Annotated in this window: 15 protein-coding genes; 13 read left to right on the forward strand and 2 right to left on the reverse strand. The window is 44.7% G+C overall.

From position 1 onward, the window contains the following. Positions 1-5 precede the first annotated feature (5 nt). From J0B03_RS11520 to J0B03_RS11540, 5 genes are all read left to right on the forward strand, one after another. Positions 6-827, forward strand: coding sequence for a pyruvate, water dikinase regulatory protein (locus J0B03_RS11520; RefSeq protein ID WP_207299743.1), 822 nt, complete (start codon positions 6-8; stop codon positions 825-827). After that, on the forward strand, positions 824-3,457 hold the full coding sequence (gene ppdK / locus J0B03_RS11525) for a pyruvate, phosphate dikinase (protein WP_207299744.1): 2,634 nt from the start codon (positions 824-826) through the stop codon (positions 3,455-3,457). Before J0B03_RS11520 ends, ppdK begins: the two co-directional genes overlap by 4 nt. A gap of 138 nt (positions 3,458-3,595) precedes the next feature. After that, entirely contained in the window at positions 3,596-4,192 is a 597-nt protein-coding gene (locus J0B03_RS11530; RefSeq protein WP_207299745.1) for a DUF937 domain-containing protein, read from the forward strand. A gap of 20 nt (positions 4,193-4,212) precedes the next feature. Then, positions 4,213-4,617 carry a DUF4332 domain-containing protein gene (locus tag J0B03_RS11535; RefSeq protein WP_207299746.1) on the forward strand — a complete coding sequence of 135 codons (405 nt, stop codon included), beginning with the start codon at positions 4,213-4,215 and terminating at the stop codon, positions 4,615-4,617. 137 nt (positions 4,618-4,754) lie between these two features. After that, complete coding sequence (locus tag J0B03_RS11540; RefSeq protein WP_207299747.1) at positions 4,755-6,590, forward strand: ABC transporter ATP-binding protein; 1,836 nt, start codon at positions 4,755-4,757, stop codon at positions 6,588-6,590. A gap of 77 nt (positions 6,591-6,667) precedes the next feature. Here the strand turns inward: J0B03_RS11540 and J0B03_RS11545 are convergent, their stop codons facing one another. Then, positions 6,668-8,662 (reverse strand): oxidoreductase, encoded by a 1,995-nt coding sequence (locus J0B03_RS11545; RefSeq protein ID WP_207299748.1) that lies wholly within the window; start codon positions 8,660-8,662, stop codon positions 6,668-6,670. 285 nt (positions 8,663-8,947) lie between these two features. Here J0B03_RS11545 and J0B03_RS11550 point away from each other — a divergent pair, with 285 nt between their 5' ends. From J0B03_RS11550 to J0B03_RS11575, 6 genes are all read left to right on the forward strand, one after another. Continuing rightward, complete coding sequence (locus J0B03_RS11550; protein WP_207299749.1) at positions 8,948-10,111, forward strand: serpin family protein; 1,164 nt, start codon at positions 8,948-8,950, stop codon at positions 10,109-10,111. A gap of 112 nt (positions 10,112-10,223) precedes the next feature. Further along, on the forward strand, positions 10,224-11,453 hold the full coding sequence (locus J0B03_RS11555) for an FprA family A-type flavoprotein (protein WP_207299750.1): 1,230 nt from the start codon (positions 10,224-10,226) through the stop codon (positions 11,451-11,453). 110 nt (positions 11,454-11,563) lie between these two features. Then, positions 11,564-12,859 (forward strand): DUF2099 family protein, encoded by a 1,296-nt coding sequence (locus J0B03_RS11560; RefSeq protein ID WP_207299751.1) that lies wholly within the window; start codon positions 11,564-11,566, stop codon positions 12,857-12,859. A 17-nt stretch (positions 12,860-12,876) separates the two neighbouring features. After that, a complete protein-coding gene (locus J0B03_RS11565; RefSeq protein WP_207299752.1) occupies positions 12,877-13,974 on the forward strand; it encodes an NAD(P)-dependent alcohol dehydrogenase in 1,098 nt (365 codons plus the stop codon). 119 nt (positions 13,975-14,093) lie between these two features. Next, positions 14,094-15,200, forward strand: coding sequence for a GGDEF domain-containing protein (locus J0B03_RS11570; protein ID WP_207299753.1), 1,107 nt, complete (start codon positions 14,094-14,096; stop codon positions 15,198-15,200). A gap of 91 nt (positions 15,201-15,291) precedes the next feature. Continuing rightward, positions 15,292-15,693, forward strand: a complete 402-nt coding sequence (locus J0B03_RS11575; protein WP_207299754.1) for a Fur family transcriptional regulator — start codon at positions 15,292-15,294, stop codon at positions 15,691-15,693. A 70-nt stretch (positions 15,694-15,763) separates the two neighbouring features. On the opposite strand, the gene J0B03_RS11580 is transcribed toward J0B03_RS11575, so the two are convergent. Beyond that, positions 15,764-17,731, reverse strand: coding sequence for an oxidoreductase (locus J0B03_RS11580; RefSeq protein WP_207299755.1), 1,968 nt, complete (start codon positions 17,729-17,731; stop codon positions 15,764-15,766). A 188-nt stretch (positions 17,732-17,919) separates the two neighbouring features. On the opposite strand from J0B03_RS11580, the gene J0B03_RS11585 reads away from it, so the two are divergent. Both J0B03_RS11585 and J0B03_RS11590 read left to right on the forward strand, forming a co-directional pair. Beyond that, positions 17,920-18,786 carry a hypothetical protein gene (locus J0B03_RS11585; protein ID WP_207299756.1) on the forward strand — a complete coding sequence of 289 codons (867 nt, stop codon included), beginning with the start codon at positions 17,920-17,922 and terminating at the stop codon, positions 18,784-18,786. A gap of 34 nt (positions 18,787-18,820) precedes the next feature. After that, a complete protein-coding gene (locus J0B03_RS11590; protein WP_207299757.1) occupies positions 18,821-21,196 on the forward strand; it encodes an ATP-dependent DNA helicase in 2,376 nt (791 codons plus the stop codon). The last annotated feature ends 114 nt before the right edge of the window (positions 21,197-21,310 follow it).

Here is a 21,310-nt window from a genome sequence, read left to right on the forward strand (position 1 = left end):
GAATCATGGAAGCGAAAAAGAGAGGCATCATATACGTGATATCGGATTCCCTGGGGGAAACCGGTGAGCTGGTGGCCAAAGCGGGAAAGATCCAATTCAACAACAGCATCAGTGAGATAAAGCGCTTTCCTTTTGTTTTGGAGACAGAACAGATCGATGAGATCCTATATGAAGCGAAAGACGAGAATTCCGTTGTGATTTTCACCTTGGTAATACCGGCGATGAAAAAGTACATCATGGATAAGTGCAAAGAATACAATATACCTGCTGTCGACGTGTTGGGACCCGTTATCGAGGCATTATCAAATTTGACCCATCGGGAACCTTTATTTGAAGCCGGACTCAATCGTCGGTTGGATGCAGATTATTTCAAAAAAGTGGAAGCCATCGAGTTTGCCGTCAAGTACGACGACGGCAAGGATTCCAGGGGGATCCGCAAAGCCGATGTGGTGTTGTTGGGTATTTCCAGAACATCAAAAACCCCTTTGAGCATGTACTTGGCGCATAAAAACATCAAAGTAGCCAACATTCCCCTTGTGCCGGAAGTGGATCCGCCAAAAGAGCTGTTTGAAGGGATCAAGGGCACCATCATTGGATTGACCAATGACCCTGACAAACTAAACAGCATTAGACAAGAAAGGCTCAAAGCCTTGGGATTGGATTACACGGCGACCTACGCCAATATGGAACGTATTTTGAATGAGCTGGATTATGCGGAGAAACTGTTTCACAAGCTTCGCTGTCCTGTCATAAATGTTTCCACCAAAGCAATTGAGGAAACAGCCAGTATCATACTATCAATCATACGTGAGGAGGAATCGAATTGAGCAGCAAGTATGTTTATCTCTTTGAAGAAGGAAACGCGTCCATGAAAGCATTGCTGGGTGGTAAAGGGGCGAATTTGGCGGAAATGACCAATATTGGTCTGCCAGTACCTCCCGGCTTGACGATCACGACGGATGCCTGCCGAGCCTATTACGACAACAACAAGTCCATCACGCCGGAAATCATTGAACAGATCAAGGAAAGCTTTCGGTCTATTGAAGAAAAGACAGGAAAAGGATTTGGGGATCGGGAGAACCCATTGTTGGTTTCCGTTCGATCTGGAGCCATGTTTTCCATGCCGGGCATGATGGACACTATTTTGAATTTGGGTCTCAATGACCAAACAGTAGTGGCTGTCGGAGAAAAAACCGGAAACATGCGTTTCGCCTATGACAGTTATCGACGATTCATTCAAATGTTTTCCGACGTGGTATTGGAGATCCCCAAGTATCGATTCGAAAACGTTTTGGAAAAAGCCAAAGATAAAAACGGATACGAATACGATACCCAGTTGACCGTTGCAGATTTGCAGGAACTGGTGGAACAATTCAAAGCCATTGTAAAAAAAGAATCTGGAAATGATTTTCCCCAGGATCCCAATGAACAGTTGTTGGATTCTGTCAATGCCGTATTCCGAAGCTGGAACAACAATCGTGCCATTGCTTATCGGAATTTGTACGACATACCACATAATCTTGGTACTGCTGTCAATGTTCAGTCCATGGTTTTTGGAAACATGGGAGACGATTCAGGAACCGGTGTAGCATTTACCAGAAATCCTGCTACAGGAGAGAAGAAGCTTTACGGAGAATTCCTTATGAATGCCCAAGGAGAAGACGTTGTTGCGGGTATACGTACTCCCAGATCCATTGAAGAGTTGAAAGAAATCATGCCGGAAGTGTACCAGCAGTTTTGGGATATCACCACAAATCTTGAGACCCATTACAAGGATATGCAGGATATTGAGTTTACCATAGAGCAAGGCAAGCTTTACATGCTTCAAACTAGAAACGGGAAAAGAACCATCAACGCATCCCTTCGAGTTGCTGTGGAAATGGTGGAAGAAGGTTTGCTGAGCAAGGATGAAGCGGTACTGCGTATCGACCCCAGACAGTTGGATCAACTGTTGCATCCTACTTTTGATGAAGCGACCATGAAAATGGCAACGCCTATTGCTACCGGCCTCCCGGCCTCGCCAGGAGCGGCAACCGGAAAAATCTATTTTAATGCAGACGATGCCGTTAAGGCGGCTTCAGCAGGCGAAAAGGTGGTTTTGGTAAGAAAAGAAACATCTCCTGAAGATATAGAGGGTATGAACGTTGCACAAGGTATTTTGACTTCTCGTGGCGGCATGACATCTCATGCAGCAGTAGTTGCCCGTGGAATGGGAAAATGCTGTGTAGCCGGATGCGAGATGGCAAAAGTGGACGAAGAGCTGAAGATTTTTGCCGTTGGTGACCTGCGTCTTCAAGAAGGAGACTACATATCTTTAGATGGAAGCACAGGCAAAGTATACAAAGGCAGCATCAAGACCGTAGAACCCACATTGTCCGGGCACTTTGCAACATTGATGGGGTGGGCGGATGAAAAACGTCGCTTGGGTGTCCGAACCAATGCAGATACTCCAAGAGATGCAAAAACAGCAATATCTTATGGCGCAGAAGGTATCGGATTGTGTCGAACCGAGCACATGTTCTTTGAAGAAGAAAGGATCCCTGTGGTTCGCGAGATGATTCTCTCCGACACGGTATCCAAGCGAAAAAAAGCGCTGGATAAACTAATGCCCATGCAAAAACAAGATTTCAAGGGCTTGTTCACAGTCATGAAAGGATTGCCGGTCACCATTCGATTGCTGGATCCGCCATTGCACGAATTCCTACCCACGGAAGAAAAAGATATTGTGGCGTTGGCCAATGAAATGGAAATGAATGTAACGGAGCTTAAAGAAGTCATTCATTCCCTCCATGAGTTCAACCCCATGTTGGGTCATCGGGGGTGCCGATTGGCGGTGACCTATCCTGAGATCGCCCAAATGCAGGCAAGAGCCATTATTGAAGCGGCACTCGAAGTGGAACAAGAAGAAAATACCACCATCATACCGGAGATCATGATTCCTTTGGTTGGAATAAAAGCCGAGTTGGATTATGTGAAAAAAATTGTTGTGGAGACCGTGGAGGAAGTCATGGAGGAAAAAGGCGTGAAAATCGACTATTTGGTCGGAACCATGATCGAGATTCCCAGAGCTACGGTCATTGCCGATCAAATCGCAGAGAATGCAGATTTCTTTTCTTTCGGCACCAACGACTTGACCCAGATGACCTTTGGCTTCTCTCGTGACGATGCAGGGAAATTCATTACAGAATATCGGGATAAAGAAGTATTGGTGGATGATCCATTCCAAAGCATCGATCTAGAAGGTGTGGGGAAATTGGTGGAAATGGCTGTGAAATTAGGGAAATCCGTCAAACCAGACTTAAAGATGGGTATCTGTGGAGAGCATGGCGGAGATCCAAAATCCATTGATTTCTTCAACAAGGTGGGATTGAACTACGTATCTTGTTCTCCCTTCCGAGTACCGATCGCTCGACTTTCAGCAGCACAAGCAGTTCTTAAAGAAAAAAATGAAAATTGACCGATTCTAAAATGGTGCAGAAATAATAAAAGCAGAAAAAATCTGAACCAATTTTATAAAAGCTTCGAGGATGATCTGATGCCTTGAAGCTTTTTTATTTTGTTTTATTTGTCAAAAAGAAGGGAATAAGGATAATATATGAAAAAGAAAGAAGGGGACTATGTGGATCTTCTAAATTTGTTGAACAATCAATTGAAAGACCCTGATGTGCTCAAAACCATGGGACAAAAGGTGGGGGCAGAACCGGATCAGGTCGAAAAACTGACATCGATGGGTATTCCTGCTCTTTTAGCGGCAATGCAAAAGAATGCAAAGGATGAAAGAGGAGCCCAGGGCCTGGATCGTGCCTTGGAAGCTCATGCTGATGATCCCATGGATGACATTATGGGATTCCTGGGTGGCGTAGATACGAATGATGGTCAAAAGATTCTACAACATGTATTTTCCAAACCTGACGCGGTGGAAAATCAATTGTCCCGACAAACAGGCTTGCAATCCAATCAAGTAAACGGACTATTGAGCCAATTGGCGCCCTTGCTGTTGGGTGCATTGGGCAAACAAAAGAGAGAGCAGCAAGTAGGAGCCAACGGGCTCTCAGGACTTCTGGGAGGCTTGGTACAGCAAACGGGAGGTTCCGGAATGCAAGGTATGTTGATGGGATTGTTGGATGCGGACAAGGATGGCGACATTATGGATGATGTCGGCAATATTGTTGGAAAGTTGTTTAAAAAATAAAATTTCAAGGAGGACAAGACATGTCGAAATTGACGATGATCGAGGGAATTGGCGAAACGCTGGAAGGCAAACTGAAAGAGCAAGGAATCAGTTCTGTAGAAAAATTGTTGGAAGGCTGCAAAACGAAAAGCAAACGTACCAAGTTGGCGGAAGCAACAGGCATCTCTGAAAAATTGATTTTAAAATTTGCCAATCATGCAGATCTTTTCCGAATCAAAGGCATTGGTGGCGAATATGCAGAACTGTTGGAAGCGGCAGGAGTGGATACGGTTCCGGAGCTGGCCAGAAGAAAGGGAGAAAACCTGCTTCAAAAAATGCTGGAAGTCAATGAAGTCAAGAAGCTGGTTCGAAGGCCTCCTACTCAAGTACAAGTCGAGGAATGGATCCAACAGGCAGCTGGATTGGAACGAGCGTTGGAATATTGAAAATCAGGAGAAGGCCGCAAGGCCTTTTCTTTTTGAAACTATTGTTATAATATTAGAAATGATCCGTGTCATTTTAAAAACCTAAAGGATATGATTTTTACAAGGAAACCAGGTGCAACACGAAAGGGGATTGCTCAATGGCTACCAGACCACCAGGCCCACGGCGTTTTTTAACGGAAGAAGAACGAAACAACAAACCGGAGATCACCAAGGAGCTTATTTTTCGGATCCTGTCGTATTTGAAGCCGTACCGGCTTCAATTTATATTCGTCTTTATCGCCATCGTGGCCTCTTCCATCATTGGGTTGTGGCCGTCCATCATCACTGGTAGAATCGTGGACGAGGCATTGACAGGGCAAAATCTGGCTTTGTTGGTTCGGCTGCTGTTGCTCGCTTTTGTCACATTGGTAGGGTCCCAGTTCATCATCACCATGGAAAGTTATATCAATGCCTGGATCTCCCATAAAATAATTTACGATATGAAAAACCAAATGTACCGCCATCTGATCCTCATGCCCCAATCCTTCTTTTTAGGAGAAAAACAGGGTGACATCATCACTCGAATGAACAGCGACATTGGTGGTGTCAGTGCCATTATATCAGGGACACTTACAAGTATCGTCAGTCATGCCATCGTTGTCTTGACCACCTTGGTGGCTGTATTTCTAATGAATTGGAAATTGGCTTTGGTGGGAGTGGTGGTCATTCCCATCATCATCATTCCTTCGCGTCAGGTAGGAAGAACACGATGGAAACTTCTATCGGAAAGCCAGCAAAAAAGCGATGAAATGAACCAGATCATCAATGAGACCTTGAGTATCAGTGGATCTCTATTGGTGAAGCTCTTCACGAAAGAGGAAAAAGAGATCGAAAAATTTGACCAAGCCAATCAAGAGCTGACTGAGATCGCCATGAAGGAAGAGAGGTCTGGTCGATTCTTCCGTGTCATGATGGGACTTTTTGCCCAAATTGGACCGCTCCTCATATACTTTGCAGGTGGATATATGCTGATTCGACAGGTGGATGATGCGTTGACTGTAGGAGTGATCACTTCGACCGTGATTTTGATCAACCGTTTGTATCGTCCCATACAAATGCTCTTGAATGTGAAAGTGGATTTTGTTCGGTCGGTAGCGCTTTTCAGTCGAATTTTTGAATATTTCGATCGGCCATCGGATGTAAAAAACCCGGAGGACCCTCAGAAACCGGAGTTGAAAACCACGGAAGTGGTATTTGATGAAGTTCGCTTTTCCTATCGATTGGGCATCGATACGGTCAAAGAAATCTCATTTCAAGTGGACGACGGATCCATGGTGGCTATCGTAGGCCCTTCGGGGTCTGGAAAATCCACTATCATAAATCTGATCCCCCGATTGTACGATGTTGACGAAGGGGCCGTTCGGATCGGCGGAGTGGATGTGCGCGACATGGATTTGACCTATTTGCGAAACCTGGTGGGATTCGTTTCCCAAGATACCTATCTCTTTAATGGAACCATTCGAGAAAATCTGCTGTACGCCAAGGAAGATGCCACCCAGGAAGAATTGGAAGAAGCTTGCCGGATCGCCGATCTCCACGAGTTTATCGTGAACCAGCCGGATGGATACAATACCTTGGTTGGAAATAGGGGATTAAAACTATCCGGAGGCGAGAAGCAACGGGTTTCCATAGCTCGGGTGGTCTTGAAAGATCCGAAGATCCTTGTTTTGGATGAAGCCACTTCCTCCTTGGATTCCATTTCGGAAAGTTCGATCCAAAAATCCTTGGAGCTGGTCATGAAGCATCGAACAAACATCGTCATAGCCCACCGCCTGTCAACGGTTTTAGCTGCGGATCAGATCGTGGTGATCGACAAGGGGATGTTGGTAGAGAAGGGACGGCATGATGAGTTGCTTGCCGGTGGCGGCATCTACAAGCAATTGTTTGATACCCAATTTGAAAAAGTATTGGAGGATGCGTCTTCTTATTGTTAACTTTTGAATGAAAAAGAGTTGATTTGTCCAACCGACAAATCAACTCTTTTGTGTGTGAATGGTCTTATTTGTTTTGTTTAAATTTGGGCTGCAGCTTTGAAAGCGCCATTAACGGCTTCTGCTATGGTCGCTACGTCCACTGCATCACCAACGATGTACACTTCGGTTGCTGGCACGCTTTGTCGAAGATCATCCACCATTGCATGGCGGGGGACCATTCCAGCTGCCAAAAGCACAGTGTCTGCCGGAAGAGAAATTTGCTCTTGGGATTTGGTATCCACACAGATCACTTCATCATCTTTTACTTCCATCAATCGGCAGTTCAAGTGAACCGGAATTTTTAATGTATCGATTTTTTCCAATAGATCCTGCATGGTTCCACTGGAGTTTTGAGCCAGATGGTTGAAATCAGGAGCCATTTCCACGATTTCCACTTCTTTGCCTTCTTCTTTCAAACCGATAGCTGTTTCAATGCCGATGGCACCGCCACCGACAATGACGGATTTGTTGCCGACTTCTACCAAGCCCACATCTGCATCCGGTGCCCAGTGAACGTGGGGTTTGTCGACCCCATTTACCTTGGGAACGAATGGGTCAGCGCCAACGGCGACGACCATGGCGTCAAAATTCTCTTGATCCAAAAGCTCTTTGGTAGCTTCCGTATTCAATAAAATGGTTGCACCGCTTTTGTTGGCTTGAAGAACCAAGTAGTCCAAATAGTCTTTCATGTCGATTTTGAAGCTTGGTGCTGCTGCGCCAATAACGTTACCGCCCAGTCGATTGCCTTTTTCATATAATGTAACGTCGTGTCCTCTTTCACGAAGGGTAATGGCAGCTTGGATGCCACCAGGACCTCCACCGATGACGGCGACTTTTTTCTTCTGTTCTGCCAATGGCACTTTTCCGTCTGGATAGGCATCGATGTTGGCACTGTAAGGATTGACAGCGCATCCGATGACTCTCGGCTTGGTCAAGCGCATGCCGCAGTATTGGCAGCGAATGCAAGGTCTGTGATCTTCTTCTTGTCCCAAGGCATATTTTCTTGGCATGTCCGGGTCGGCGATGAGTGGTCGACACATGGCCACAAAGTCTGCTTTGCCGGTGGCAATGATCTCTTCTGCATCTTTGATGCTCATGATGGAACCAACAGTGGCCACCAGAAGATCCGGGAATCTTTTTTTGATTTTTTCCGCGTAATGGACGTTGTACATACGGTCCATCATGGCGTTTTGCCACCAATTTCTAAAATAGGCGAAGTCTCCATGCAGACCTGCAGAAACATGCAAGATGTCGATTTTATCTTTTATGATATCGATGAATTGCAAGGTTTCTTCGAAGTGCATTCCGTCAGGGTGGATCTCATCGGCACTGATCCTGAATTCAATGACGAAGTTTTCACCGACTTTTTCCCGTACGGCATCCAATACTTCGATGCAAAATCTTGCTCGATTCTCCAAAGATCCGCCATACTCGTCGGTTCGCTTATTATAAAGACGGCTGGCAAACTGGCTGATCAGATTTCCATGTCCACCGTGGATCATAGAGATCTTCATGCCAGCTTTTTTGCATCTGTATGCAGCCATGGCATATTTATCTACGGTTTCCTTGATTTTTTCGTGGCTCATTTCCTCCGTAGGAATTGGTTCTCGACCTTCCATGGCTGCCCGCATATTTTCCATAGGCGTGACCATGGAGGATGCGCTGATGGCTGGACGTCCGATGCGGGAGGGATTGGTGTCTCTTCCGCAGTGATTGATTTCCAAGGATGCCTGGCACCCGTAGCTTTCACACATCTCAACAAAGGTGGAGAGGGGAAGAATGGCGCCATCGTTACCCATATCGAGCTGTCGTTCTTCATCACTGGATTCGGAGCTGTCAATAACGCTGTTACCTACATGGATGGTTGCCGCACCACCTTTGGCCATGGGACGAAACCAATCCACAAATTCCCGGCATACTCGGCCGTCTTTATCGGCGCGGTTGGGGGAAGGGGGGGCCATTTCGATCCGATTTTTAAAATCCACTCCTCGAATGCGTATGGATTGAAATACGTTTGGATAATTTGTACTCATAAGACACTTCCTTTCGCAGATGTTTTATTTGTTGAAAAATACATGTTAATTATAGCATAGCATTTACAATATTTAAAGTAATAAAAAATCTTTAGCAATGATTTTTCTGTTCAATGAACATGGAACATTTTTGAGAGTTTGTCGTCTAACGGGGTAGATATATAATCGAAGGAGGTTTTCCTCGTGAAATCAAAACAACGAAAGATTCCATACTTAATATTGATACTTTTTATTTTATTTTTTATGACGGCCTGCAATTCAGCATCTCCAGGAGCCAGCGATCTGATGACAAATATCAAGGCCAAATCCTGGCCGGATCCTATTCCTTCCATGAACGAAACATTGAAGGAAAGTGTGAACGATTTTTCCTGGGATCTGTTTTTGCGTTCCTTGGACAAGGAAGGAAACATCCTAGTGTCTCCTACATCCGTCTATTTGGCCATGGCCATGACCATGAACGGATCAAATGGAGATACCCTTCAAGGAATGCAACAAGCGCTTCGACTGGATGGTCTGGAGTTGACCAAAGCCAATGAACAGGCAAGAAATTGGATGGGATTGTTGCGCAAGGAGACGGAAAAGACTAATGTTTCCATTGCCAATTCCATCTGGGTTCGTCCCTCTTATGATGTTGCCATCGATTTTCTGCAAACCAATGCCGATTATTATGACGCTGGAGCCAGAGCAATGGATTTTTCCGATCCTGATGCCGTAGAGACCATCAACCAGTGGGTGAAGGACAATACAAACGGCAAGATCGAGAAGATCGTGGAAGAGATCGATGAGGATGTAATGATGTATCTGATCAATGCGGTGTATTTTAAGTCCGACTGGAAAGAGCCTTTTTTAACGGACGATACAAAAAATGATACATTTTATGGAAAAGTCGAATTATTGGAAGTACCTTTCATGAATCGTACTGGAGAAATGAAATATGTGGATTGGAACGACATTCAAGGTATTTTGTTGCCTTACGAAGACGCCACCTATGAGTTTTTTGCATTTCTCCCAAATGAAGGACTAGATATCAGAAATGAACTTAGAAACTGGGATTCAAAGCTACTGGCTGATTTGATCGACCAGGCCAAGTCTTCTACAGTGATGTTGTCCATACCGAAATTCGAAGTCCGATATGAAAATGAACTTAATACCATTTTGACGGATATGGGTATGGGGTCGGCTTTTGATACTTCAGCGGATTTTTCGGCCATGAGCGAAAGTGGAAACAGAGATCTTTACATCAGTAAAGTTCTTCACAAGACATTTGCCCGGGTGGATGAAAAAGGCACGGAAGCTGCTGCCGTCACCAGTGTGGAAATGCGTTTGACATCCATGCCCGAGGTCAATGCGAGCCTGACTTTTGATCGACCTTTCCTTTACGGCATCTGGAACAATGAAACAAACACGCCCTTGTTTATCGGTACTATGGAAGATCCAAACAATGGATGAAGACGTTTACCAACTGCTAAATCCCTGGTTATCTCATTGAAGTAATGGGATAAAATTGGTATCATGTTATTATGAGAGAATTGTTACTGATTATTGAGATGGAGGTAGAAAAATGAAAAATGTGAAGATAGCCGACGGCGTACACATGCTGTCCATGAACGTTGAAGATATTTTATTTGAAGGAATGTGGGATCTGGCCAATGGAGTGACCCTGAATTCATACGTGGTACAAGGAGAGAAAACAGCCATCGTAGACGGTGTGATCGGATGGGATGGCATCCCGGAAACCTTGTATGATGCCTTAGAAAAAATGGGCGTTAAAATCGAAGACCTTGACTATGCCATAGTCAATCATATGGAGCCGGATCATTCCGGATGGATGGAAAGCTTGCTGAAAATCAAAGGGGACATACGAATATATGCATCTCAAAAATCTGCAGCATTGCTGGATCAGTTTTTTGATAAAACAGAAAATGTGGTTATGGTAAAAGACGGGGATACCTTGGATCTGGGAGCGGGAAAAGTTTTGAGTTTTCATTTGGCGCCTAATGTTCACTGGCCGGATACCATGATGACATTGGATAATCAGACGGGGACCCTCATGAGTTGCGACATGTACGGATCTTTCGGCAAGATCGAAAACAGCTACTTTGACGATGAAATGAGCGATCAAGACAAGGCCTTCTTTGAAGAGGAAGGCATCCGATACTACAGCAACGTAATGGCCACTTTTGGTTCTTTCGTGCAAAAGGCCATCGATAAAACAAAAGGGTTGGATGTCAAGATCATTGCACCCGGCCATGGTCCGGTATATCGTTCCAATCCTTCCGAAATCATGGATAATTACCAGCGATATATCGGATACGGAGAAGGAAAAGGCAAAAGGGAGATCGCCATTTTGTGGGGATCCATGTATGGCATGACAAAAAAAGCGTTGGATCATGTTTTGAAGATTTTGGAAAAAGAAGCGATCTCCGTTCATCTTATGGAAATGCCGAGATGTACGGAAAGCGACATGGTCGCAGCCATATTTAAAAGTGCAGGTGTCATCGTTGCAGCTCCTACCTATGAATACAAGCTGTTTCCACCAGTGGCCGCTGCAATAGATGAAGCGGGGAGAAAAAAGATCACAAACAAGGCAGCTGTATATTTTGGTTCCTGTGGGTGGTCCGGTGGAGCGTGGAAAGAACTTTCTCAAATCATCGAACGCAACAATATGAAATGGGATTTTGATGAGCCTCTGGAATTCAAAGGTTCACCCCATGAAGAAGATCTGAAAAAAGTGGAAGCCCAAGTAATGGAATTGGTAAAAAAGGTTCGAGCCATAGCAAATGAAGCGTAATCATTAAAAAACACAAAGCGGCCATTGCCGCTTTTTTACTGCCTCGATTTTAGATTTCATTGGAATGGGTATACGAAAGATAATACGGAAGTATCGAAAGGACGAAGATCATGAAGACGTTTCAATATGAAGAATGCCAGGTGATACAGACCACCCAGGAAGGAAAAGAATATTTCGAATACAGAATCCAGTTGAACCGACCTGATGTGGAGCGTTACTTTTCCATGCCTTCAGAAGAAGCAGCCCGCTACAACCACTGGCAAGAAGCGGGGCTGACAGATTTTATTCGCAATCAAGCGGAGGGGTCGAAAATCCAGGAGATCCAGATAGAGAATGGTACGTTGATCGTGACCGGAATCGATGGTGGAGTCCTGTATCAGCAGGTTTTGGAGTGGATAAGGGATCACTACGCAGACAAGGAAATGCATATCACCCGAATGTTTGGAAGCTATATCCTGCTGCAACGATTGGACGGAAGATTGCAAGCCGTCAAAGCGACTCCCATCCCCATCAAGTATTGTCCCTTGATGATCCAACTTCTTAAAGAAGTTGGTGGTAAGGTGGCAGAGGAGTTGATCGATTCCTTAAAGGATGCGACAGAGGAAGTTCAGTCGAAATTGATGTGTCAGTTGATCGATGAAGTGGTTATTGCCGGTGGGTATTTTGACGACCAGCGGCCATTGAATTCCTGCGAATCCAATGTGCTTTTCGGAGCATCGGAGATCATGAGTTCTGCGTTTTTCTCCACCCTTCTGGATGGTGCCGTTATCGTTTCCAATAACTTGGGTACCATCATAACCACCAGCCAGACAAATACTCAAGGAGCGGTGAAGCGAATGACCGGGCTCTTCTATACCAGTCCTTCCAAAAGAATCATGGAAACGGCATCAACGGAAGATATCGTACCTATTTTTCCCCATACAGCTCGCATCGACCAGGTGGAAGGGGTCCGCAAAGCCATTTCCATGGGAATGCAAAATATTGCGGTATCTGTTGCGTCTAAGGAGAATCATTTGTTGGAAGCCCTAAGCGCCATGGAAAAGGAGGAAACGACTTTATACAAGTTTGGTCTATGTACTACCGGAATTGATGAGGAAACGGCTAAAATCATGGCAAGACATGCGGATATCGTTTGGTCCTGCGCTTCCAAGCAAGTGAAAGATCACATCGAACCAAATGCCATTGCGCAGGTTGGCATGAAGATCCCGGTTCATGTCATGACCCAGAAGGGATGGTATCTGGTAAAAAATCATCTCAAAAAAACATATGACAGTGCCGGCTTGGGGGAAGTGGTACCGGCAAAAGGAGCCATCAAGCCCATTTTGTTGAACGACAATGGAACCCTGAAAATCATTCAAAAAAATGAAGCGGAACCATGTACGGACTGTCCAAGTCCCTGCATATAGATAAGGAGGCTACATGTATGAAAATCAAAGCAGCAGTTGTTCGGAAACCGGGTGCTCCATTTCGCATCGAAGAAGTGGAAATTGCCAAACCGAAAGAAACGGAGGTATTGGTGCGCATGATCGCCTGTGGTGTCTGTCACACGGACGCTGTGGCAAGAGACCAGGAAATGCCGGTGCCGTTGCCAGCGGTACTCGGTCATGAAGGATCTGGTATCGTAGAGGAAGTGGGAAGCCGTGTCCGGGATATAAAACCTGGAGATCACGTGGTTTTGACGGTCTATTCCTGCGGCAGATGTGAAGCCTGCATGACGGGGCATCCCAGCCAATGCGAATGGGCTTTTCCAACAAGCTTTTTGGGTGCATACGAAGATGGTACCAAACGGTTATCTAAGGACGGGGTAGAACTTTCTACGTTTTTTGCCCAAGCAAGCTTTGCAACCTACGCCATTGCGGACGAACGCAATGCCATCAAGATCGATAAGGATGTGGATTTGTCGCTGATGGGTCCTCTGGGCTGCGGGATCCAAACGGGAGCTGGCACAGTGATGAACAAATTGAAGCCGGAGCCGGGAAGTGCTGTGGTAGTATTTGGTTGTGGAGCTGTCGGTCTAAGTGCGATCATGGCTGCAAAAATCATGGGAGCTGATCCAATCATTGGTGTGGACGCTGTCGATTCCCGCTTGGAATTGGCAAAAGAATTGGGAGCTCACATCGTTTTCAATGGGAAAAAGGAAAAAGATCTGGTGACAAGCATACAGGAAGTCACTGGCGGCGGTGCTGATTGCAGCTTAGACACTACCGGCGTGGAGACACTGGTTAACCAAGCACTCTTCTGCTTGAAACCGTTGGGGACATGCGCCATCGTAGCGTCCAGCGGTGATCGAGAATTCAAGATCCCCCTGCAAAATGCCATCATGGGAGTTGGAAAGACCCTTATGGGCGTGGTAGAAGGAGATGCTATACCCAAACTTTTCATTCCAAAGCTGGTCAAGTTATATAAACAAGGAGCTTTTCCTTTGGACAAATTGGTTCAGTTTTACGATTTCGAAGAGATCAATCAGGCATTTGAAGATTCAAAAAGCGGAAAAACCATCAAACCAATTTTGCGATTCTAACATAATAGAATAGGGTAAAAATGGAGTCTATCTAGGAGAACCAGGATAGACTCCATTTTACTTGGTATGCTATAATAAAATGGAAAAATGTAAGATGATACAAGGAAAGGATTCTGTAGATGGTTGAAAATTACATCGTGACGTTTATCATTGATATCGCAGCACTTCTATTTCTTGTTAATTTGGTCCAAGGCAACAACATCCTGAACAGGCTTCGAAAAAAACCATTTATTATCGGTATTGTTATTACTGTTCTTGTTATTATTGCCGAAGCAGGGACTTTGAGATATGGGCAAGAATCGGCAGGATTTCGACCATTGCATGTTTTTTTCAACGTTCTAGGATTTGGTTTGACACCATGGATCCCTATTTTTTTAGTCGCCATTTTTGACTTGAAGCTGGTAAAAGCCCATTTGTTGCTTTTATTGCCTACTTTGGTGAATATGGCAGTCACTCTACTATCTCCTTTTTATGGGTTGATTTTTCTTGTGGACCAAAGCAATCGATATTTCAGAGGTTCCGTATTTTTCATTTTTGTGATCGTATATCTTTTCAATATCCTTCTTCTGGTGATTGGAACACTCCGTTCAGGACAAAAGTATCTTTTTACCATTCGTGGGAAGATCCTTGCGCTGGCAATTTTTGCAGTTGCAGGCACCTGTATTCAGCTAATATTTCCAATGATCTACTCTTCCTGGCATTGCGTCACGTTAACGTTGTTTTTGTACTATATTCTGCTTGCCGAGTTTGATGGAAGATTTGATACCCTTACTGAACTTTTAAACCGTGGAGCCTTTGACAAGGATTCCAGTCGGTTGAAAAGCTCAGATGCGTATACTGTTGTTGTATTTGATATCAATCTGTTTAAGGAAATCAACGATACTTATGGTCACGATTACGGTGATTTGGTTTTGAAAACCATAGGATCCATGATCTGTGATACTTTTAATGACAACGGTTATTGTTATCGAATCGGCGGAGATGAATTTTGTGTCATTGCCAAGGAGACAAGGGAAGAAGATCTGGAACGAAGGCTGAAGCAGTTGACGGAAAAGCTCCAGTGCGAACGGCTAAATGATAAACACCTGCCTACAGTGTCCTACGGGTACAGCTATCATAAAAGAAATCAAGTCCTGGATTTTCAAAAAAATATGAAAGAAGCAGACAAACAAATGTATCATTACAAGCAACTTCAAAAGAACGATCATTCACTATTAATCCGATGATTTTACTTGACATATAAATAGTTTCTTTATATTATAATATTGGAATCGATATCGATTTCAATCCAGTATAAGTAAGGAAACAGGTGAAAAAATGAACAATATTGCAGGTATATTGCTTGAAAATGAAATAAAACCATCCTATCAACGGATGAAAGTGATGGAATATTTAAACGAAAACAGGATTCATCCCACGGTGGAACAGATCTATTCCGAATTGAAACCGGAAATCCCCACATTGTCCAAAGCTACCGTCTACAATACTTTAAAGTTGTTCGAAGCAAAGCAATTGGTCAAGTCCATAACCATTGAGGACAACGAGGTTCGATACGATGCCGATGTGAAGGATCATGGTCATTTTAAATGTCAGAATTGTGGGATGATCGTTGATTTTCCTATTTTGTTGGGAAAAGTGGAGCACGATGTATTGAAAAACTACCAAGTTCATCAGAGAGATGTGTTCTTTCGCGGTTTGTGTAGTGATTGCAAGGAGTAATCCATACAGCTAACAATATCAAAAAGGATATGGACGGATCCGTCCATATCCTCTCTTCTTTTTTTGTGGATCAAGACAATTCATATGCTGCCAGAAATCCGTCTTCCATGGCATCTCGAATCTTGCCGACCTTGTTGGCGTCGCCAAGGATCCGAACATTGTCAAATTCTTTATTGATCTCTTCCACCAAATCTGTTGCAGGCTGGTTGCCGATGGATAAAACCAGGCAGTCAAAATCGAAGGTAGAGCAGGCACCGGTAACGGTGTGTTCAAAGGTTGCCTGACCTTCTCGCACATCGATAAGCTTGCTGTTTGGGTGCAATTCCACACCCAACGGCATGATGTGGTTCATCACATCGATCAGGTTTTGGAAGAACAGACCAGGCCCGATGTTTTCTTCCATCTCGAAGAGATGCACCTTGTTTTTTCTTTCTGCCAGATAGTGGGCAGTCTCCAATCCAGTCAAACCGGAACCTACGATGGCAACGTTTTTTTCCTGGATGTCTAAGGTACCACCAAGAACATCAGCTGCAGTTACGATCGAATCCAAACCGGTGTTTGCCAAAAATTTTGGCACGAAAGGTTTGGAACCCTGGGTGATAAAAATAGCGTAGGGATCCAGCTTCTTCAGTTCTTCCAAGGTCGCTGCGTGACCGTAACGGATCTCGACCCCTTTTTCTTCTGTGGTTGCCTGTAAAAACTGGATCAACCAGTTGATTTTTTCTTTTTTTGGCGGCTTGTTGGCCAGTTGAAGTTGTCCGCCAAGTTGTTTGTTTTTTTCAAAGATCACCGGTTGGAAGCCTCTTTCTAAAAGTACTCTTGCGGCTTCCAGTCCTGCCGGACCGGCGCCGATGATGGCAACTTTGCGGTTTGCACCGTCTTTTTTTATGTCGGTATAAACATGCTCCTTGCCGGTTTGGATGTTGATGGTACATTCCGTGGTGGGTGCGCCACCCATGCCCATGAGGGTTTCCATGCAATGAAGACAGGATATGCATTTTCGGATCTCGCTTAAGCGGCCTTCTTTGGCTTTGTTGCTCCATTCCGGCTCGCTATAATGTTGTCTAGCAGAACCGGCAAAATCCAATTTGCCTTCCTTTATGATCTGATCCGCATATTCCGGGTCCCGAATGACGGATACGCCTATGACAGGGATTTGAACTGCTTTTTTTATGGTTTCTGCCAGATGGATCTTCCATCCTTGTGGGAAAGAAGACGGCTCCCAGGCGGTGTTCATGGATTCGTAGATCCCGGAGCTGATGTCCAGGGCATGGACTCCTAGTTCTTCCAAGCGTTTGGCGATCTTCACGCTCTCTTCTAGTTTCAGACCCTGATCTTCCACGCCGGAATATTCCAAGAACTCATCAACAGATAGTCGAACCAGCATGGGGTAGTCTTTTCCGCATTTTTCCTGGATCCCGGTAATGATCTCTTCCAAAAACCGCATTCGATTTTCCGTGCTCCCGCCGTATTCATCGGTTCGGACATTGGTATATGGACTCAAGAATTCGTTGATCAAGTACCCGTGGGCGCCATGAACTTCTACTGCATCCACGCCGGCTTCTTTCACGCGGACGGCGGCGGCCACAAACTTTTGTACCATGGCCTTGATTTCATCAAGGCTCATTGCATGGGTAGGTTGGTGGACGGCCTTGCACTCAATGGCACTTGGTGCGGGCATGGTTCCGTTTCCGTTGAAAGCGGTCACGCCTTGGCGGCCTGGATGATAGATCTGTACAGCCAGCTTTTGATCATATTTATGGATCTCGTCTGACAGCGCCTTTAATCCTGGAACGAACTTGTCGTCGTAAACACAGATCTGCTGTCCGTTGCCCCGGCCGGTTTCCCCGTCTACGACGGCACATTCGGTGATGACCAAACCAACACCGCCTTTGGCCCTGGCTCCGTAAAACGCGATGTCAGTTTCGCTGACCGTACCGTCCGTATTGGCAAAAGCATTGCCCATGGCCGTAAAAACGATTCGGTTGTTGGTTTTCATGGTACCAATGGTTCCTTCGCTAAACAAATGATCGAACATGATTTACCTCCTGTTTTTAAATTTCAACCAAACAAAATAGAATTTGTTAAATATTTATCTTCTTTTATATTACTAATAAGAAGGGGATGTTGTCAACGGGAAAAGCCAAATTCAACGTGATATTGCGACAGGGATGGTTTTTGGATATAATGAGTCCGAACATTGGAAAACGAGAAGGTGGGATGACAGTGGAAAAAAGCAAATTAGTATCAGCTATCTTTTTGGCAGGGATCCTGTTGGCAAATCTTGCATTTTGGTACCGAATGGATGGTCAGATCCATGATCTAAAGCAGCAGGTTGCTTCCATGCAACCTGGCGCGACAACTTTTGACTTGTACAACATGAAAGAAGAATTGTTGCAGCAGATGAAGTACGAGGAAAGCATTTTGAGTTCCCAGGATATTTCCTTGGACATCGTTGAAGGGAAAGTACATTCTACCGTTACCATAGTTCCCAAAGAGTGGAATATAAATGAAAAAGTGTTTATCACTATTGGTGATCGGAAACAAGAGGCAATGTCCACAACCGAAACATCCTTCGAATCAACATTTTCTTTTGACGTACCGATGCCCATTCGACCGATCGTTTCCTTTGAAACGGATCAGGCCGTTCGACAAGAGGCACTGCAGGAAGCACCATTGTCAGATATCCTTAGATTGCATGTAGATTCGACCTGGATCGAAAAGGATTATAAAAGTGAAGGCCCCAGTCGCTTGCAGTTTCACTTATATTCACAACTGGAGGAGTCCCAGTTTCTATTAAAAGATGAACCCACGGTGAAATGCTTGTTGGTGGAGGAAACCACGGAGAATAAGTTGACTTCCAAGTTGCAGGTGGAATCAAAGGGCCGGGAAGGAAAAATGTGGGTCTACGAGTTGATCATGGAGGAAACGGATGAGCTGGAAGGATACTATCATGTTCAGTTGACGGTGGAGAGCAGCGCCGGCTTATCCTTTAAAAGTGCGGGACCCATTGCCGGCATCGTTCTTAACAAAGAGGAATTCGGATCTCATTATATGGAAACGGGAACCATGGAATTGTATCCGGCATGGTGATCATAGACTGGACAAGAAGGGAGAGGACCGTTATATGATCAAATTCTCCGTCCGGCAGCTGGTGGAACGTGTCCTTCGAAGCGGGGACATTGATGGAGGTTATGTTTCCAGAGACCGCATGCTGGAAGGTGCCGTTGCACATCGAATCTTGCAAAAAATAAATAAAAAAAATGTGGAGTCCTATGAAAGTGAAGTGACATTGCGCTGCATGTTGCATTGGGAAGACATGGAATTTCAGCTGGAAGGCCGTGCAGACGGTCTTTTTGTCTTGGATGAGATGATCATGATCGACGAGATCAAAACCACGATCTTGCCAATTTCCAAGATATCGGAAGATATGGAGCCGGTCCATTGGGCCCAGGCAAAATGTTACGCATACATGTATGGTGTGGACAAGGACCTTGACAGGGTCGGTGTTCAAATGACGTATTACAACATCGAATCCAAGGAATCGGTCCAGTATCAAAAAAACTTCTCTTTAAAAGAACTAGAATCCTTTATGCTCATACTGCTTGAAAAATACAGCGTTTGGGCAAAGTTGCAGACAGAATGGATCGATGAGCGGAATCACAGTCTAAAAGGTTTGCCTTTTCCTTTTGAAGGCTACCGGAAAGGGCAAAGAGAACTGGCGGTAGCTGCCTATAAAAGCATCACACATGAACATAAACTTTTTTCCCAGGCGCCAACGGGAACGGGCAAGACGATCTCTATGCTCTATCCTGCCATGAAGGCCTTGGGAGAAGGAGAGATCGAAAAGATCTTTTATTTGACAGCCAAGACCATTACCCGTGAAGCACCGTTGGAAGCTTTGATGAACATGATGGGGAAAGGCTTGTCTGCCAAAGTGTTGGTGTTGACAGCAAAAGACAAGATTTGTTTTTGTGACGAGACTTTGTGCAATCCGGGTTATTGCTCTTATGCAAGAGGACATTATGATCGGGTGGACGAAGCACTCATCGACGGATTCAAACAGACAAATGTATTTACTCGATCTCAAGTGGAAGAACTGGCAAGAGAGCACCATGTTTGCCCCTTCGAACTATCTTTGGATTTGGCTTTGTTGGTGGATGTGGTCATTTGTGATTATAATTACGTGTTCGATCCACGTGCATACCTTCGACGTTTTTTTGCAGGTGGAAGATCGGAAAGCGTTTTTTTGATCGACGAGGCACACAACCTGGTGGATCGTGGTCGAGAAATGTTTTCCGCACAGATCACTAAAACCTCCTTTTACGAGTTGAAAAAGCAATGGAAAGGAAAAAACAAGGAATACGAATCCATCCTGACAAAAATCAACAAGGAAATGATCTTCCTTCGAAAAGGATGCAAGGAAGAAGGATTTCTTTCTCAAAAGGAAATTCCGGTAGATCTGATGCATCTTTTGACCCTTTTTGTGACCCAATGTGAAAGCATGCTGAAAGAAGACCAGCATCTCCAGGAAGACGGAGGATTTCTACAGCAATATTTTGATGTATTGGGTTTTCTTGGCATTGGAGATTTTTATGATGGGGATTTCATCACCTTCGTAGAAAGCAGAGGAAGTGAAGTAACGGTGAAACTTCTATGCCTCGACCCGGCCACCCAACTTAAGGAAGCATGCATGAGAGGGAAATCCAGCATTCTCTTCAGTGCCACATTGTCCCCCATGGGATATTTCAAGTCTGTTTTGGGTGGAGAGGAAGAAGACTGGCATATGAGTTTAGAGTCCCCGTTTACACAGGAGAGGCTATGCCTGATGGCGGCAGACAATGTTTCCACCAAATACCACAAACGGGAAGATACAAAAGGTCGAATCAGCGATTTGATCCAGGCGTTCATAGAGGTACGCAAAGGCAACTATATCGTCTATTTTCCCAGTTACCGGTACATGGAGAGTGTCCAGGAAGATTTCGTTCTTCGCTATCCGCAAACCAAGGTCGTTGTGCAAAAGAAAGGTTTGACGGAGGAAGAACGGGAGGAATTTTTGGAACTTTTTCAGGAGGAACCTCAAGGCACCTTTGTTGCATTTTGCGTTTTAGGAGGCATTTTTTCGGAAGGCATCGATCTAAAAGGACAACGGCTTATCGGGGCCATCGTCGTCAGCGTGGGGCTCCCGCAGATTAATACACAGCAAAATCTTTTAAAAGATCATTTTGAAGAAAAATATGGAATGGGTTTTGAATTTGCCTACATGTATCCTGGGATGAACAAGGTAATGCAGGCAGTAGGTCGTGTGATTCGCAGCGAATCAGACATGGGCGCGGTATTGCTGATCGATGAGCGGTACGGACATCGAAACTACAAAAGGATTTTTCCACCCCATTGGAAAGACAGCAGAACCGTTCGTTCAGCGGGACAGCTGAGTGAAGATTTGAATGAATTTTGGCAAGAAGCGGAAAATCACAAGAAAGACCGGTTAAATCAAAATTGAAGTGATGATAATTTTAATTTCAAGTAATATTTTATAATTTTGTATTATTAAGAAATTGACAATGTTATATAATTCATATATACTACAATAGAGTATATGTAGCTTGCTAAAATC

This window comes from Alkalibacter rhizosphaerae, from assembly GCF_017352215.1.
Classification (GTDB): domain Bacteria; phylum Bacillota; class Clostridia; order Eubacteriales; family Alkalibacteraceae; genus Alkalibacter; species Alkalibacter rhizosphaerae.